The sequence below is a fragment of the Proteinivorax hydrogeniformans genome (genome assembly GCF_040515995.1).
Taxonomy (GTDB): Bacteria; Bacillota; Proteinivoracia; order Proteinivoracales; family Proteinivoracaceae; genus Proteinivorax; species Proteinivorax hydrogeniformans.
In genome coordinates this window covers 1,885,225-1,901,550 of sequence record NZ_CP159485.1, presented here as the reverse complement: position 1 = coordinate 1,901,550, position 16,326 = coordinate 1,885,225, and the positions used below count along the sequence as shown (strand labels likewise).

Annotated in this window: 12 protein-coding genes; 11 read left to right on the top strand and 1 reads right to left on the bottom strand. The window is 34.3% G+C overall.

Annotated elements, in window-relative coordinates; all coding sequences use genetic code 11:
• Positions 1-563 precede the first annotated feature (563 nt).
• The 7 genes from PRVXH_RS09165 to PRVXH_RS09135 all read left to right on the top strand — a co-directional run bounded on the left by PRVXH_RS09165 (position 564) and on the right by PRVXH_RS09135 (position 7,507).
• A complete protein-coding gene (locus PRVXH_RS09165; RefSeq protein WP_353892482.1) occupies positions 564-1,286 on the top strand; it encodes an NAD-dependent protein deacylase in 723 nt (240 codons plus the stop codon).
• Between the two features lie 670 nt (positions 1,287-1,956).
• Positions 1,957-2,817, top strand: a complete 861-nt coding sequence (locus tag PRVXH_RS09160) for a hypothetical protein (protein ID WP_353892481.1) — start codon at positions 1,957-1,959, stop codon at positions 2,815-2,817.
• Positions 2,818-2,860: 43 nt separating this feature from the next.
• Entirely contained in the window at positions 2,861-3,319 is a 459-nt protein-coding gene (locus PRVXH_RS09155; protein WP_353892480.1) for a GNAT family N-acetyltransferase, read from the top strand.
• A gap of 46 nt (positions 3,320-3,365) precedes the next feature.
• Complete coding sequence (locus PRVXH_RS09150; RefSeq protein WP_353894570.1) at positions 3,366-3,608, top strand: glutaredoxin; 243 nt, start codon at positions 3,366-3,368, stop codon at positions 3,606-3,608.
• 628 nt (positions 3,609-4,236) lie between these two features.
• Complete coding sequence (locus PRVXH_RS09145) at positions 4,237-4,983, top strand: DUF6548 family protein (protein ID WP_353892479.1); 747 nt, start codon at positions 4,237-4,239, stop codon at positions 4,981-4,983.
• Between the two features lie 299 nt (positions 4,984-5,282).
• The gene (locus tag PRVXH_RS09140) at positions 5,283-5,885 is read left to right on the top strand and encodes a hypothetical protein (RefSeq protein WP_353892478.1); all 603 of its coding nucleotides are present in this window, start codon (positions 5,283-5,285) and stop codon (positions 5,883-5,885) included.
• 11 nt (positions 5,886-5,896) lie between these two features.
• Positions 5,897-7,507 carry an N-6 DNA methylase gene (locus PRVXH_RS09135; protein ID WP_353892477.1) on the top strand — a complete coding sequence of 537 codons (1,611 nt, stop codon included), beginning with the start codon at positions 5,897-5,899 and terminating at the stop codon, positions 7,505-7,507.
• 9 nt (positions 7,508-7,516) lie between these two features.
• On the opposite strand, the gene PRVXH_RS09130 is transcribed toward PRVXH_RS09135, so the two are convergent.
• A protein-coding gene (locus PRVXH_RS09130) for an IS3 family transposase (protein ID WP_353892476.1) occupies positions 7,517-9,078 on the bottom strand; the annotation gives its coding sequence in 2 pieces (ribosomal slippage) (positions 7,517-8,604 and positions 8,604-9,078; 1,563 coding nt in all).
• A gap of 83 nt (positions 9,079-9,161) precedes the next feature.
• Here PRVXH_RS09130 and PRVXH_RS09125 point away from each other — a divergent pair.
• The 4 genes from PRVXH_RS09125 to PRVXH_RS09110 are packed head-to-tail and all read left to right on the top strand — an operon-like array spanning position 9,162 to position 16,323.
• Positions 9,162-10,943 (top strand): TaqI-like C-terminal specificity domain-containing protein, encoded by a 1,782-nt coding sequence (locus PRVXH_RS09125; protein ID WP_353892475.1) that lies wholly within the window; start codon positions 9,162-9,164, stop codon positions 10,941-10,943.
• Positions 10,944-10,954: 11 nt separating this feature from the next.
• Complete coding sequence (locus PRVXH_RS09120; protein ID WP_353892474.1) at positions 10,955-11,734, top strand: hypothetical protein; 780 nt, start codon at positions 10,955-10,957, stop codon at positions 11,732-11,734.
• Complete coding sequence (locus PRVXH_RS09115) at positions 11,724-12,170, top strand: hypothetical protein (protein WP_353892473.1); 447 nt, start codon at positions 11,724-11,726, stop codon at positions 12,168-12,170. The genes PRVXH_RS09120 and PRVXH_RS09115 overlap by 11 nt, the downstream gene beginning before the upstream one ends.
• A gap of 22 nt (positions 12,171-12,192) precedes the next feature.
• Positions 12,193-16,323, top strand: coding sequence for a hypothetical protein (locus tag PRVXH_RS09110; RefSeq protein ID WP_353892472.1), 4,131 nt, complete (start codon positions 12,193-12,195; stop codon positions 16,321-16,323).
• Positions 16,324-16,326: the final 3 nt, after the last annotated feature.

The following is a 16,326-nucleotide window of genomic DNA, read 5'->3' as shown; positions in this document are numbered from 1 at the left end:
AAAAAGAGTAGAAAGTAGAAAGTAGAAATGTTTCCCTCAAAGAGGGTAGTGGCCGCGCCTCTGTGCCGGCCAAGACCAAATATGGCCACCGCGACCAATCCAACTTCCTTATCGCCTCTAACTACTAAAATCGCATATTGAGAAAAAATTAAAAATATTATAATATATCCCTAAAGGTGAAACCGAAGCAGAGTTTTTCACACATATACGGGTTCGCTACCCATCATGTAGCTCATATCGTAATGTTTACCATGGCGAAATCCAAATATCCTTTTAGACAAATGCGTCCAAAAAGTCCTAGAATTAGAAGGGGTAGACGAAGAGAGGTAGATCGCTTATAACTCAACAATATCTACTTAATTGATCCAAGAGGAGGTTAAACATTGATAATAGCTGATAACCTTCAACACAAAGTCACCCGCAACCTAGCAGTCTGGGCGGGGCGTAAGCACCTACAGAACTGTAAAGCGAAGGGTCCAGCCCACAAGGGTGCAAAGACCTTCAAAACGAGCACGGAAGTCACTCACTCGCTATTCAACTAAGACCACGGGAGGAATACATCAATGAAACTACAAAAACTAAAAAAACTCATAAAAGAAAGCAACAACATCGTCTTCTTCGGTGGTGCTGGCGTTTCCACCGAAAGTGGCATCCCTGATTTTAGATCGGCACAAGGCATTCACAATAGTGATTCAGGACTTAACTACTCCCCTGAAGAAATATTAAGCTATTCTTTTTTCACGAAACATCCGGACATATTCTACAAATTCTACAAAGAAAAAATAATCCATAAAGAGGCCAAACCAAATGCCGCCCACAAAGCTTTAGCCAAATTAGAGCAACAAGGTAAAGTTAAAGCAGTAATAACCCAAAACGTAGACGGACTCCACCAAAAGGCAAAAAGCAAAAACGTACTAGAGCTCCACGGCTCTATATATAGGAACTACTGCTTAGAGTGTAACAAATCCTACGATCTAGACTATATCTTAAAATCAAACACCACACCTAAGTGCCAAAAATGCCAAGGTATAATCAAACCAGACGTGACCCTATACGAAGAAAGTCTTAATATGGACACACTACAAAAAGCAATCACCCACATATCAAAAGCAGACCTACTAATAGTAGGAGGAACATCCCTAACAGTCTATCCAGCAGCCCATCTAATAGACTACTACAGAGGAAATAAGCTGGTGGTAATAAACAAGCAACCAACCCACCAAGATTGGAAAGCGTATCTAAGTATCAAAGGAAGAATAGGAGATGCATTTACAGACTGCTTATAAGCACCTATCTTCGTTGTTATAGGACACACACTACTAAAGCTGATAACTTCAGATTGTGAGTGTTCTACGCCTAGAATCTAGCCACATCTAAGCAGTTTGCCCATTGAGAGCACAAGGTCCACAGAACTGCCACTAGAGTGCCTATAGAACTGTCATCCTGAACAAAGTGAAGGATCTAGCCCATAAGGGCGCAGGACCCACGAAACGGCAGAAAAAGGACTTAGCACTCAACCAACCTCAAACTTCTCACTTCCCACTACCATTATCCCACGTATTATTTATACGCTCCCGCCCTGGTCCACCAACTGCGCCTAGAACCTAAGCACTTCTAAGCAGTCTGGGCGGGTCGTAAAAACTGATATAAAAAATCCAAGACATCCACGAGTTGCTAATACGCTGGGGGTCTTGATTTTTTGTGTATAAATCCTAAACAATTCTAAGTAGACTAGCGTGGTCTCATTTTTTGAAGTCATCCTGAGCTACGCCGAAGGATCTAGCCCACAAGGGCGCAAAGACCCACGAAACCCACAACACAGGCTCTCCCAGCCCATACAAAATTACAAACCTCTTACCTCTGAGGTATTTAATTCGCCGACACTCACCCTAGAAAAATTAACCAATTACTGATATACTAATAACATATTTAAAAATTAAGAAAAGGGGTGCAATTATGAAAAGGATGGGGATTTTTGGGTTGGTAGTAGTGTTAAGCTTTGCATTTACGGCTTGTGGCATTGATGGGTTAACTGCAACGGAGGTCTTAGAGAAAATATCAGAAAGTCAGTATCAAATAGAAAGTGGCCGATTTAGCATGGAAATGGGGACATATGTAGACGGAGAAGTAGCAGGGTTCAATCCAGATATAGAGATGGAAATACAGGGAAAGTTTGATGGTGACATTGCTTATACTGAGCTAAAAATGGAGATGTTTGGAACTCCAACATTCATGGAAGGCTACCAAGTCGGGAACATCGCATACTTTAAAAGTTTTGATCTGTTTAATTTAAATGAAGAAGAAAAGTTTTTAAAGTTCGATGTAGAAGACGAGATAGGCAAAGACTTTTATGAAATGCTACAGGCATCTGAAGTTGATGAAATGCAAGAGGACTTAGTTAACCTTGCACAAGTTACAACAAATAGAAACTCTTCAGCAGAACAAGAAGTAAATGTACAAATAAACGATCAGCAGCAGTTAGCAACCAAACTGACAGTAGAATTAGGTTTAGATGAGATAATGACATTAATAGAACAAGAGGGAGACCTATTATATGTAACAGGGTTAGAAGAAGAAATGCTAGAACTAATAATTGATGATTCTTTTGATTTTTCTTTGACAACATATGTGAATAATGAATACCAGATAATAAAACAAAAAGTTCAAATAGACTATGAGCTTAAAATGGCAGGGGAAGTAGTTAAAGTCAAAAACACTATAGATACGGAGTACTGGGATATAAATGAAGACATAGATATTAATCTGCCAGAGTTTGACGAGACAAATACAATAGACATCGAAGAAGCAGGTCTATAAAGTTCATAATCTTTACTACCCACCAGGCACAAGGGGGATAAAAATGTTTAAATTCAAAGATTTCGATTTGCTAACAGATGGCACAATTGACTTAAAAATAGAGGAAAAAACACCGGCCAATGAAGAAAAAGGATATGTACCTGCTTATAAATACAGCATAACCTTACATGATTCTAGTGCCCCCATAGGCAACATTGATATCCGCATTGGCTATAACGAAAATATATATTATGGAGGCAACATAGGATATGGTATAGATGCAGCCCATAGAGGTAACAGCTATGCTGCAAAAGCCTGCAAAATTATAAAACAGGTAGCCACTTCTCATGGAATGAATAAGCTAATAATAACGTGTGACCCTGACAACTGGCCATCTAGAAGAACATGTGAAAAGGCTGGTCTCAAACTAAAAGAAATAGCAGACCTACCATCACATAATGAGATGTATCAAAGAGGAGAAAAGCAAAAGTGTATATTTGAATGGGATTTAGAAGAATATTAAGGTTAAATCTATCACTAACAGAAAAAATAAACAGAGGTGATATGAAATTAACGATTTAAAACTTTTCACGATGAGCACATGTCCATATTGCATCAAGGTAGAAAGGTACATGGAGGATAATAATATATCCGTCTCGCTGGCAGACATAAAAAAAGACCCTAAGAATAAAGAAGAACTAATAGAAAAAGGCGGAAAAGTACAAGTCCCAATGCTACTAATAGATGGGAAGGCGTTATATGAGTCGGAGGAGATAATCAAGTGGTTTAAAGGTAGGCCAGACAGCTTATAAGCACCTATCTTCGTTGTTGCCCGACACTCAGAATGTCCTCACGTATTAAAAGATACGCTCCGGGATTCTGAGTGTCGGGCGCCTAGAATCTAGGCACTTCTAAGCAGTCTGGGTGGGTCATAAGCACCTATCTTCGTTGTTGTGGGACACACACTACTCAGGCTGATAACCTCAGATTGTGAGTGTTCTACGCCGCGGAACTGAGTACTTCTAAGCAGTCTGGGCGGGTTGCAAAAACTGATATAAAAAATCCAAGACTTCCACGTGTTACTTATACGCTGGGGTCTTGGTTTCTTTGTGCCTCAATTCTAAACACCGGCAGCAAGTGTGCCCTTATTTTTTAAAGTCATCCTGAGCTTGCCGAAGGATCTAGCCCACAAGGGCGCAAAGACCCACAAAGCAGTCAGAAAAAGGACTGAGCATTTGACCACCCTTTAATTTACCACTACTCACTACTATCACATAGGCAATTAAAAATCCGCAGCACAGCTTAAACTTAAAAAGCGCATTTACAATAAAAGGATTTAATGTATTTTAATAGAATAAATTGTATTAGAATAAAAAACAAAAAAATCCAAGATAAAATTGGAAATGTAGCGTTAAAATAATAGATTGGGAGCTGATTGAAGTGGCGAAACAGTTATCAAATGCAGATAAATTTTTGGATGTGTATAATGAGCTAGACAAATTTATGCGTCAAAGGTTAAACGCGGGCGACTATAAGGGACATACCAAGTTACTTGAAGAAATGAAACAAAGATATACTATAGTGAACTCATACTACGAAGAATTAAAAGATTACGCAAAGCTAAGAAATGCTATAGTACATGAGTCTAAAGAAGGTGTGAAACCAATAGCAGAGCCTCATGATATTACTGTAAAGAACTATTACGCTATAGCCCAAACGATAATAAATCCCCCTAAAGCTTTAGAAAAAATTGCCGTAAGCTACACAAACATCTTTACTGCCACTCTCAAAGACAATGCACTCGAAATCATGGAAAAAATGCATAAACATACATTTACTCATGTACCAGTAGTTGACGAGGATGATAAGCTACTAGGTATATTTAGTGAAAACACAGTATTTTCATATCTTGTTGAACACCGCATACTGGAAACAGATCAAGACAACACAATAGAAGAGTTTGCTGATTTTCTTCCTATAGAAAAACATAAAAGCGAATACTTTGAATTTGTTCCCAAAAGCACCCTTGTAATGGACATTGAGGAAATGTTTAAGCAAGGACTTAAAGATGATAAGCGTATTTCAGTTATATTTATAACTGAAAACGGCAAGAAGGAAGAAAAGATCTTGGGTCTTATAACCCCCTGGGATGTTGCGGGGTATGATGGAATTTGTTTTAGATATTGATACAATAGCTTGACTTTTACAAAGTAAAATCTAACACGGTAAACATTTCGGGTTGTAGAAAGAAACAGAGGGAAGTTTTAAAAAAAATATAATATGAGGAATTCCTAAAGTTATTTAATTAAAAGTATTAATAATATACCACTTTCTTTTGACATGATGGTGTCAAAAGAAAGTGGTATATTATTTAAAGGCCTAAAACCTGGAGACAGTAAATTAAAAGGAGAAACTTAAGAGTATATAGAAGTATATAAAGTAACATAAAAAGCCCGTGACAAAGGCTTTAAAGGGAGGCGAAAATTGTGGGAATTAGTCGAAATAAGTCGCAATTTATCGAGGATATGGTTCAATTTAAGGAAAAGGCTGAAGAGGTTTTAAATAGAAGTATCGGCACCTCGGAATTAACAGAGGCTAGGAAAGGTTATGAAGGTAAAATTAGCGCTGAAAGGTTTAAAAGTTATTTAGTAACGAAAACAGCGATTCATTTAACTTGCCAGTACATTCATATAAGATTAGCATCTGAAGCTAGTGACCTAATTTCACCTAAGTTTAATATTGAGGCTATAGAACTTTGGGGAGAGCTTAGTAGAAACTATCGAGAGGACTATTATGAGTTATATAGGTTAGCTTGTAAAGATCTCCGCAGGGCAGAATCTACTCGGAATCTATATACAGGCAATACTTTTGACAAGTATGTGGAAAAGCTAAAAATCGGATTTTTTATCACAAACCAGGATAATCCAATAGAAAAACTAAAAAAGTATGATTTTGCAACACTTGATCCTGATACTGCGATAGCCTTATTTGAAAGAATATATCCGATTGATAGTAGGAGAGATATCAAAGATTTTATCGAAGAATCTAAAGTTACTACAGAGCTTATGAATCAGTTAGGTTTGGCTTAGGAGGTGCTACTATGGAAAACAATATCAAAATAGATAAAGACAAACTAATACAAGAGCTTAAGCAGTTGCATAAGCAGCTAGTAAATGTTTATGACGAAATATTTGAATATAAGTTTTCAACTGATCAAGAATTTATAGACTTTATCGAAAGCCAGTACACAGATGAAGGTATAGCCAAAAAAGATAGAGAAGCTTGGAATAAAAATTATTGTCACCGTGCAGCATATACCCTGCTTAACAAAATTTTATTTATAAGAATTTGCGAAGATAAAGGCTTCATGACAAGAGAAGAGGATTATGTGGTAGGTGAGCTAGAAAATGAGCATGCAGGACAAAAGCTGTCTAAAAAAGGATTGGAAAAGTGGAAAACTCTAATAACAAAATCGACTTTTGGAGAATTAGTCAATTTTGCTTTTGCGGACATGAAAAAATCTTACAATAATATATCACTTTATAAACAAGAAAAATATGATGCCTTAAACCCCACAGAGGAAGAGTTTGATCTTTACTATGTTGATCTGGAAGTCGATAAAAGAAATGTGAAACTTATTAAAAAATTTGATGATGTATTAGATATTGTTATTAAGAAACTAGGCAAAGACCGGAATTTCAAAGTGATAGATAGTAATATTCTTGGTGATGTTTATGAAAAATTCATGGACAGGGAAACCCGTAAAGCAGTAGGACAGTTTTATACACCAGAATTTGTTATCGAATATATCTTAAATAATACAGTAGCAGAAGCGGATGTGCTGGAAAATCCGTTTGTTACAGTCGCTGACATTGCTTGTGGATCTGGCCATTTTTTAACAATGGCTTATGATATTTTAAGAAGAAAATTTAAAGATAATCTTGCAAGCTTACAAGTTAAATATGCTAATGAAATATATACAATAAAAAAGAATGGTAAAGATCAAGAAATAACTGGGAAGCAATACTGGCAAGAAAAAAATATCCATTATCATCTTCTTAAGAATTGTATTTATGGTGCGGATATAGATAGTTTTGCGGTACAGCTAGCAACTATAAATTTATTACTTAAAGATCTAGATAACTTTACTGATGAGTTGAATATAATTGAAGCAGATAGTTTAATAAGATGGGAAGAGGAATATGATTTAGATGAATTAAAAAAAGAGCTTCAAAAAAAGCATGAAACCGTAACAGTTAGGCAAGTAAACTGGCTAGGAGAAGAAGAAAAAAGGAAAGTAACACAAAAAAAACAGAAAGTTAATTTAAAGCATCAGTCAGGCAAAGTAGAAGTAATCACAAAGGAAAAAGCAAAAGAGGTCGTAAAACTATGTAGTTTCTTTAACACAACATTTGAATACGTGCTTGGGAACCCTCCTTATATTAGGCATGAGAAAATAAAAAATAAAACTTATTTGAGTAAAAATTACGATGTTTTTAATAATATTTCGGATATATATACTTATTTTTTTGAACGAGGAATGGCGATGCTTAATAGAAATGGCAAACTAGGGTTTATTACTTCTAATAAATTTACACGAACAAATTATGGAAAAGAATTGCGTAGCTTCCTATCTAATAAATTTACTATCGGTGTTTGTCAAGAAAGTTGTCGCATTAAAATTAAAAAGTTTTACGAATTACCTTGTTAGATTGTAAAGCTAATCTACATGATCTATAGTATTTTTAAACTGTATGTCTTTTATAGGGTTTAGAGAAACATATTCGGGTAATGACCAATCTCTGATATTTTTAGACCACCTCTCTGGGTGCTTTTTCCTTGCATGCTCATAGATCCTGATTCTTTTTTCTACTATATTAACATCAATTCCATAGTGTCTTTGGTAAGGTGTAACAAATTTTAAGCCACTATGTAAGTGTTCATAGTTATACCATCTAACAAATTCTTTAACCCAATTTCTTGCTTCCTCTATGCTTTTAAAACCTTTATAAGGGTATGCTGGGCGATACTTCATGGTCTTAAAGAGCGATTCGGAGTAAGGGTTGTCATTACTAACTCTTGGACGGGAAAAAGAGCTTTGAATACCTAGTTTTTCAAGTGTGGCCTGAAATGTTGCTGCTTTCATTGGGCTGCCATTATCGGAGTGTAGTACTAAAGGTCGACCTGAAATCTTTTGAGACAATGTTGCTTTTTTAATAAGTCTTTCAGCATATTCTGCTTTCTCTGACTCCCATACTTCATAGGCTACAATTAATCTGCTAAACATATCTATTATAAGGTATAACTTATAGAAACTACCTTTAACAGCAGAGTTTAGCCATGTTATATCCCAAGTCCATATTTTATTAGGGGAAGTAGCTACATGAGTAGGAGGCTCCCTTTTTGTGGGTTTTTTGGCCCTTCCTCGGTGAGCATCCATTTTTTCTTCTTTTAAAACCCTGTAAATTGTTGATTCAGATGCCAAATATTTGCCTTCGTCTGCCAGCTTAGGAACTATTTGTGATGGAGGTAAGTCGACATACTTAGGATTATTTGCTGTTTTTATTATTTCTTGGCGTTCTTCATCTGTTAGCTTGTTTTTAGGAGTGGGGCGTTTAGCTGAAGGTCTTTTATCTTCTTTGATCTTCCCTTTTTCCTTAGTCCATCTTTGATAGGTACGCACGCTGATACTTAATACTTCACATGCAGGGGCTAACCTTGCACCATTTATTCTTGCTTCATCGATCAGTTCTACTGCTTTTACGCGATCTGAGCTACTGATCAGTCTTCCTCGGGGTCCCCCCAAATCGCGTCTGCTTTTTTTCTTAATACTAGTAATGCAGCCGTTTCTGCCAGTGCCTTCTCTTTTTGTCTAAGCTGCTTTTTTAATTCTTTTGCTTTTTCCTTTTCTTCCTTTAACTCACTTTTAGTCTTTTGGTAGTCCTGTGTTTCACCTTGGTTTGCCTTTAAACATTGCTCTTTCCAACGCTTTATATCTTCAAGGTATATACCTTTACGTCGGCAGTAATCGGCTAGCTCAGCTTCACTTAAAGCTGCTGTTTCTAATACTATTTGGAATTTATCTTCTGAGTTCCACCTATTTTGAGGTTTGCGAGATGATAGAGTTTTATTGTTTCTTTTCACCCATGTATAAATGGTTGTTTTGGGAATGCCCAGCTCTGCTGCAATAGCAGTAACGGTGTCATTTGAAGGGGGCTCAAGTCTTTTTAATACGGACTCAATAAACTCTTTAGAGTAGTGCTTACTTTTAGATTTTGACATAATTTTATCTCCTTAGGTTTAGTGTCGTAACTTCATTATTGCATTAATTTTCTTATACGACAACTATCCTAACACATAGGGCTATGAAACGCTATGTAGATAATTTTAAACATTTAAGTCTAAACCAAGTATTTGATGATGCGACAGTCGATGCTTGTATAATTATTTTAGAAAAACAACAATATAGAAAGATGCAACCAACTCAAGTCCTTTATAATAACAGTATACATTTGGATCAAAACCTTTTCGGGAGTAGCAGCTGGGTTTTCAATGATAATCAAATACTTGAAATAAAAAATAAGGTTGAAAATGCTGGTATAAAGATTAAGCAGTTAAAAGGACTGAAAATTACTTGGGGCATTAAAACAGGACTTAATGATGCTTTTATAATTAATGAAAGACAGAAAAATCTTTTGCTTGAAAAAAATATAAGAAATAGAGAAATCATTAAGCCAGTTTTGAGAGGGAAAGATATTGGGAGGTATATGTTAGATTATAAAAATAAATATTTGATTAACACAAAATATGATTTGGATATTAAAAACAAATACCCAGACATATATGAGTATTTATTGCCCTACAAAGAAAGATTAATGAGTAGATCCGATCAGGGTAAGGAATGGTATAATCTCAGATCTTCCAATATCTATGAAGAATTAGAAGCTCCTAAAATTTTATTTGCGGAAATAATAAATACTACTCCTAACAGACCTAAGTTCTATTACGATGAACAAGAATATTATATAGAAGCTACTGGATTTATGATAAATAATTACGATAATTATAAACTATTACTAGCTATTCTGAATTCAACAATTTCAATGTTTTATATAAAATTAATTGGTTCTACGTTAAATACAAATGGCATTCGTTATAAAAAAATATTTCTAAAAGAATTCCCAATTATCAAAAATGGTAATGATACAATAATAAAGGAAATAAATGGTTATATAGAAAAAATCAAAAGTATTAATACTTTTGATAAGTTTAATATATCCCTAGAAAATTTAATAAAATATCATGAAAAAATTGACAATGTGAATATTTATGCAGAAAGGATCGATAAGCTTGTTTGTCAATTATATAAAATAAATAAAGAAGAATATATTAAAATGCTAGAATCTTTAGAACTAGGCTACAAGAAAGAGTTTGATAGTAGTAACATGCTTATAACTTTAGACCATGAAGTAAGAATGTCTTATGTAGAAAAACTCTCGATACAATTATCTAGAGAAAAATTTAAAGAGGAGCACGTATCTAAAGGGAAAAGTATAGAAAAAATTGCTAATCAATATGGGTTTGAATATGAAACAGTTGCATTACTGAGAAGAATGTATACCGAACAGCTGGAGCCTGATGAAAAGGTTAAATATTACGAACCATCTAAACTTTTTGAGTCAATCAATTGTAAAGTTAATGATACGGTATTTTACCTTATGGTTAAAAACTCTGAATACATTAGTTTGGGGGATATCAAGCATATACTTGAAAACAAGTTAAATAATTTTGAGGATATTATTACTACATGTCGTACTATTGATGATAAAATTAGAGGAGTTGAAATTGCAAGTAAAGCTTTAAACTCTGAGGCATATACCTGGAACGCCTACAGAAAGGCAAAGCAAAAAGGGAAAGTAAACAAAACATTTATCAAATACTATGACAACCAATATTACGGCTTAGCGGAATGGTCGGACGAAATCCACAAAAAGTACTTTCTAGACGCATTTAAAAAATACACCGAGTCAAACCCCAACGAAAAAAAGGCTAAGGATTTATTGAAGCTGTTCAAAGACCTAGACATAGAAGATAAGCAAGATTATATTGAGCTTATGGAAGAAAAAATAGAGAGGACTTTTAACTAAGGGGTGAAATCATGCAGATAAGCTCGCTATCCGAGAGGATACCAATAGAAGAAACGATAAAAACAATGGAGTATGTAAAGTGGGAAAGAGATATAGAAAAAGTTAAAAGATACATTGATGAAATTATGCCTTTTGGGGACAAAGCTACGGCAAAATATAGAAACAAGTTAATTCAGCGTTTTTTGAAGTTAGATGGGGACACAGTGATTTATTCCCCATTACTCCAATATATAAATGGTGTTGAGAGCTATCAAACCAAAAAAGAGATTCTCTACTTTATTGTATGCACCACCTCCGACGCTGTAGGAGAGGTAGTAAAGGGATTTTATAAGGGAGATATACCTGCAGAAATAGACGATGAGAGGCTATTAAGTGTATTTAAGGAAGCTATGCCTAAAGCTAAAGAAAGTTCTTATAAGAAAACCTTCTCTGTAGTTAATACAGTGCTCCAAGATTTTGGCATAGTTAGGTGTAAAAAAGACCGGGATAAGAATATGAAGATTTTTTATTTAAACGAAAATGTCAGGCCATCTTATCAGGGGATACTATTTAGTATTTGCTACGAATTTTTGCATATAAAGGGTAATAAAATGCCTGATGTAGAAAAAGTGCTAGGTTGTGATACTTTTAAGTATTTTCTAGTTAATGATTTAGTCAAAAAGCGATATATAAAATGGATGACAGAAAAAGGATTTATAGAACGGTACGATATGGGGGGCAATGCAAAATACCAGTTTGCATTAGATAGTCTTGAAAGTCTGTGCAAGAAGGTGGTTGAAGATGACGGATAAAATTAAAAAAGCTCTAGATAGTATGGGACACCGTAAAATGCTTTTTATTTTAGGAGACCACGGTAGTGGCAAAACACCATTGGTCAAAAAATACTTAACCGAAGTTTATGGTGCTAACGCAAAAAACCACTACATAGATGTGGGGATGTATGTACAACAAAAGATAGCAGATGAAAAATTAAGATTGTATGAGAGGTTTTCTGAAGAGTTTAGAGCTGATGCAGAAGAAATCTTTAGCGGTTTAGTTGAGAGAGAATATAAAAATAAAAACTTAATAGTATTTGATCATATGGAGTTTTTGTTATCAGAGGATTATATTGGTTGGATTAAGATACTGGATAAGGTGACGTTAAGTGAAAAGAAGGCATTAGTAGTTGTACCAACAGAGTATGAAAAAGGCTTGCCACTAAGGGCTTATAAAAAGATAAAATTATAGTAATTTTTTGGGAGGGGATAAGATGAAAGTAAGGGATATAGTTGAAGTTCCTCATATAGATAAAATTGTAAGGCTTACAGATAATATGGCGGATACAGCTGATAAAGATAAGCTTGAAAGTTTATTGAAAGGTTATGTTATGACAGGTAGCGTGGAGAAAAATCTGGATAATTTTTTTTACAAAGTGACTAATTTTCAAGATAAAGGGCAGGGTTTTTTAATTTCTGGCCTTCCTGGTGCTGGTAAGTCACACTTTATGACGGTTCTAGGTGCTCTAGTAAAGAGTAATGCTGCTTTTGATTTGTTAAAAACAGACAATGACACCCTACAAAAAGCAAAAACACATTTTATGGATAAAAAAGTATTTGTTGTTTCTTTGATGGCGGAAGAAGGTGGACCAGGAGTTTCGCTAGAGCAAATGTTTTTTTCAGCCGCTGAAAAGATTACTGGTTTTCCTTTTACAGATAATAGTTATTTTATTATAAAGTTTGAAGAAGCTATTATGGCAAATGTCAATTACAAGCATAAAGTAGATGAGTTTGTCAGTAGTTATACTGACAATAAATTTAAAACTTGGGCTGATTTTAAACAAAGTATGAATGATGACCGTTCTATAACTAAGCTAATACAAGCTTTTATAGAAGCAGAAGAAATAACATTTTTCAATCCAGACAGGGGCCGTAAAGATAAATTAGACTATCTATATAAATGGCTAGCAGAAGAAGAATATGACGGAATCCTTGTGCTGATTGATGAGCTGTCAGAGTACCTTATGGATCGAGGCGGCAATGCAAGAGACGATGCGTTATTTTTAAAAACATTTTTGGAGAACTCCTCTACTGAACGTAACGGAAGAGTTATACCTGCTTGGATAGTGGGGTCCTTTCTTTCTGCACTTGAAGATATAACGGTTCCCAATGTAACCGATCTTATGAAAGATAGGTTTCCTACAGAAAACCACTTCTTTCTTAAAATCGACGATGTAGAAGAAATTATTGACCAAAGATTAGTTATAAAAACTAGACCAGATAAAGTTGAGGAGGCGTTTCACCTTTTATCAAACAAATATAACGCCTTTGAACAAGTGGAAAAAGAAACCTTTAAGAAAATATATCCATTACATCCTGAGACGTTAGAAATTTTGTCAAAGTCGGTAAGGTTTTTGTCAAGACAGCGCTCGATAGTTGATTTTGTTTTAAGTGAGGTTAAAGGTAACGCCGACGACGGTGGCAGATCTCAGGGAATTATGGATGAGAACTATCTACAGATGGTTACGCCTGATAAGATCTTTAGCCATTTCCAGGAAAGAATTAGAGAGTTAAGCGATAAGAGAGAATACTTTGACTCTATATATTCTTATTATATGGGGCCTGAAGGACTTGGTAATGGTAAGGTTAAGGATCTATTTAAGGATAATGATGATGATAGAAAAATGGCAGCTAAGTTAATAGACTTGCTGACTTTGTTAAAAATTAATGAGTTAGAAAAAAATTATACGGTAAAAGATTTAACTTATATGATACAGTATCCTAAATTAGAAAAAGAGTTTGCAGAAGCTAAAGTGAATAAGATTTTAAAGAAAATGTACGATGAAGGTGAGTATATTGAGATAGGCGAAGAAAATAGTGATGCTGATGTTGGGAGTAACGTTTATTATGTAAACAAAGATGTTAGTATCTCTAACAAAATTAAGCAAAAAATTAAACCTCTGATGACCAATGTAGATGGTAGTAAAATAGTTTCTATTGTCCCGGAAATTGTAAAAACGTTAAACCAAGATCCGATACCAATTAGTCAGATGTTTGATGAGCCTTATGGTCAGAGAGTAAGGTGGAACCATACGAACAGAGATGGTGTTATCCAATTTAATGAGTTAAATAAAATAGCTTCAAAGGAAAACCTCTCTGCAGCTTTACGAGGACTAAAAGATAAAGAAACTGACTACTATCTTTATATAGGGACTATTTTTGATCAAAAAAAGCAAAAAGAATTTATAGACCAAGGGTTAAATGCTTTGAACAGTGGTAATCAAAAGGTATCATTATTTGCTCAGAAAGAAGAAAGTAAAGAAACTGAGAAAAGGCTGTTGAAGTCCATTATTTACTGGTTGCCTTCTGATGAGTTAGATAGGGAAGAGGAGCAAAAGAGAAAAGATAAATTAAGAGAATTTCATGCGTATACTGAGCTTTATAAAGAGTTAGATAAACAGTATAAAGAGACCCATTCAAAAGAGGCCAAAGAAATGCTAGATAAGGTGGGTGAGAAAAAACTTAATCTAGAAGATGAAGTTTTTGAGGTCCTAAAAGGTTTATATCTAGGCGGTACCTTCTATAATGTAGAAGGTAAGTTGGATGTTGATATTTCTTCTTATGGAAATGAATCTTTAAATAGAATTGTAAAACTAGTTTTAGATAAGGTTTTGAGCCAAGTATTTGATAAAAACCAATTCATAGCGCCAAATGAATTTTTAGGACTAACTGATAACTCTACTAACAGGTTTATAAATGAGTTTATCTTTGGAGATAAAGTTGAACTTACAGGCTTGGAAAAAGGTATAGTTGAGAATGTAGTGAAAAAGTTTGGTAGTGTCAAAGAACAAGAGAAAGCATTTAAATTTAGTGTTGATTTTAATAATAATCAATTTGTAAAAATGGTTGTTAAAGAATTGGAAGACAGAGTTGAAGGAATATCATACGGGGAATTGTACAAAAAAATTAGGAAGTCTGAATATGGGCCAGATAAATCCACTACAGAGATTCTAATGGCTATGCTGATTAAAAAAGGGTTTTTAATTCCTTTAAAGTATGATGAGCCCATTAATCTTTCCGAAATTAAAGCTCCTTTAAGCAGTTCTATAAGCAAGTTTAAAATGGGGGAGTTTGTGGATGATGTTTATTATGAGGGGTTAATGAGAATAGCCAAATTATTTTTTGATAAAAGGTATGAAAAGCAGGATTTGGCTTTTCAAGAAGAGTTTTGGGAAGAGCTATTAGAGTATAAGCAAGGACTAGCAAATAGGCTGACTGAAAGTATAAATATTTTGTTAGCAAAAAGAGATGAATTGGGGCTAAAAAAAGAAGATTTTGAACAAACTTATAGACTAGTGGAATACATGCAGGATATTTTAGAAACTATTGAAGAAAGTAATGGTTCTAAAGATGGCTTAGAGTATTTTGTAGACCAAAATAAAAAGGACATATTAAATGGCGTTGTAAAAGAAAACTATGATAAATGTATCCAGTTTATGGATTGGGTAGAGTCAGATATATTAACTGATATTATATCTATAGATAGAAAAATTGAAGACTATAAAAAGCATATATACCAAAAACCGCAATACCAGGATTTATTTCAGTTGACTGATGAAATAAAAGAACTAATGAAAAACGGAGATCAGTTAATTTGGGGTAATAGTGTAACTAATATAAACGAGAAATTTAGGCTGTTTGAGGAAAAGTACAAGTCAAAATATATTGAAGAACATAGTGAGCAGAATAATCAAATTGAGTTTGAAGAACTTAAAGATTTAAAGATTAGTGATAACTATCGATTCTTATCCAGCCTAAGCAGTATAACAAAAATCAACATGGATTATGATTATATTAACATTGAAGAAGATATTAATAGACAATTGAGGTTTGAGTGTAAAGAAACACCTATTAACAGGTTTAATGATGGTGAAGTTTGTTGTTTATGTAATTTTAAGTTAGGACAGAAAAATGAGATCAGAGGCAAGGGCTATTTTGAACCTGCAGTTAACAAAGCAATCCAAGGATATATAGATGAACTAAACTCTAAAGCTAACAAGGACAAAGTAAATAAGTATATAAATAGTTTAAGGGAGATTGGTGAACAGCAGTATGTGGTTGAGAAAGTCGAGAATATGTATGAAATTGAGCTAAATAATAATCGAGTTGAAAAGTATAGAGATTTTTTAATGAGTAATGCCGAGGTCATTCCCTTTATTGATAAAGCTTTACAAGTTGATATAAATATCATTCCTAGGGATATTAGCAAATTGGTTGAAGTATTTAAAGATAAGCCGTATTCTAAGCGCGAAATGATTGAGAAATTCACTAGACTGCTGGAGGGCAATGGTGAGGTAAGCCAAAATCACTATATTAAGTTTACAGATTTAAAAAATGAAAACTAGGTG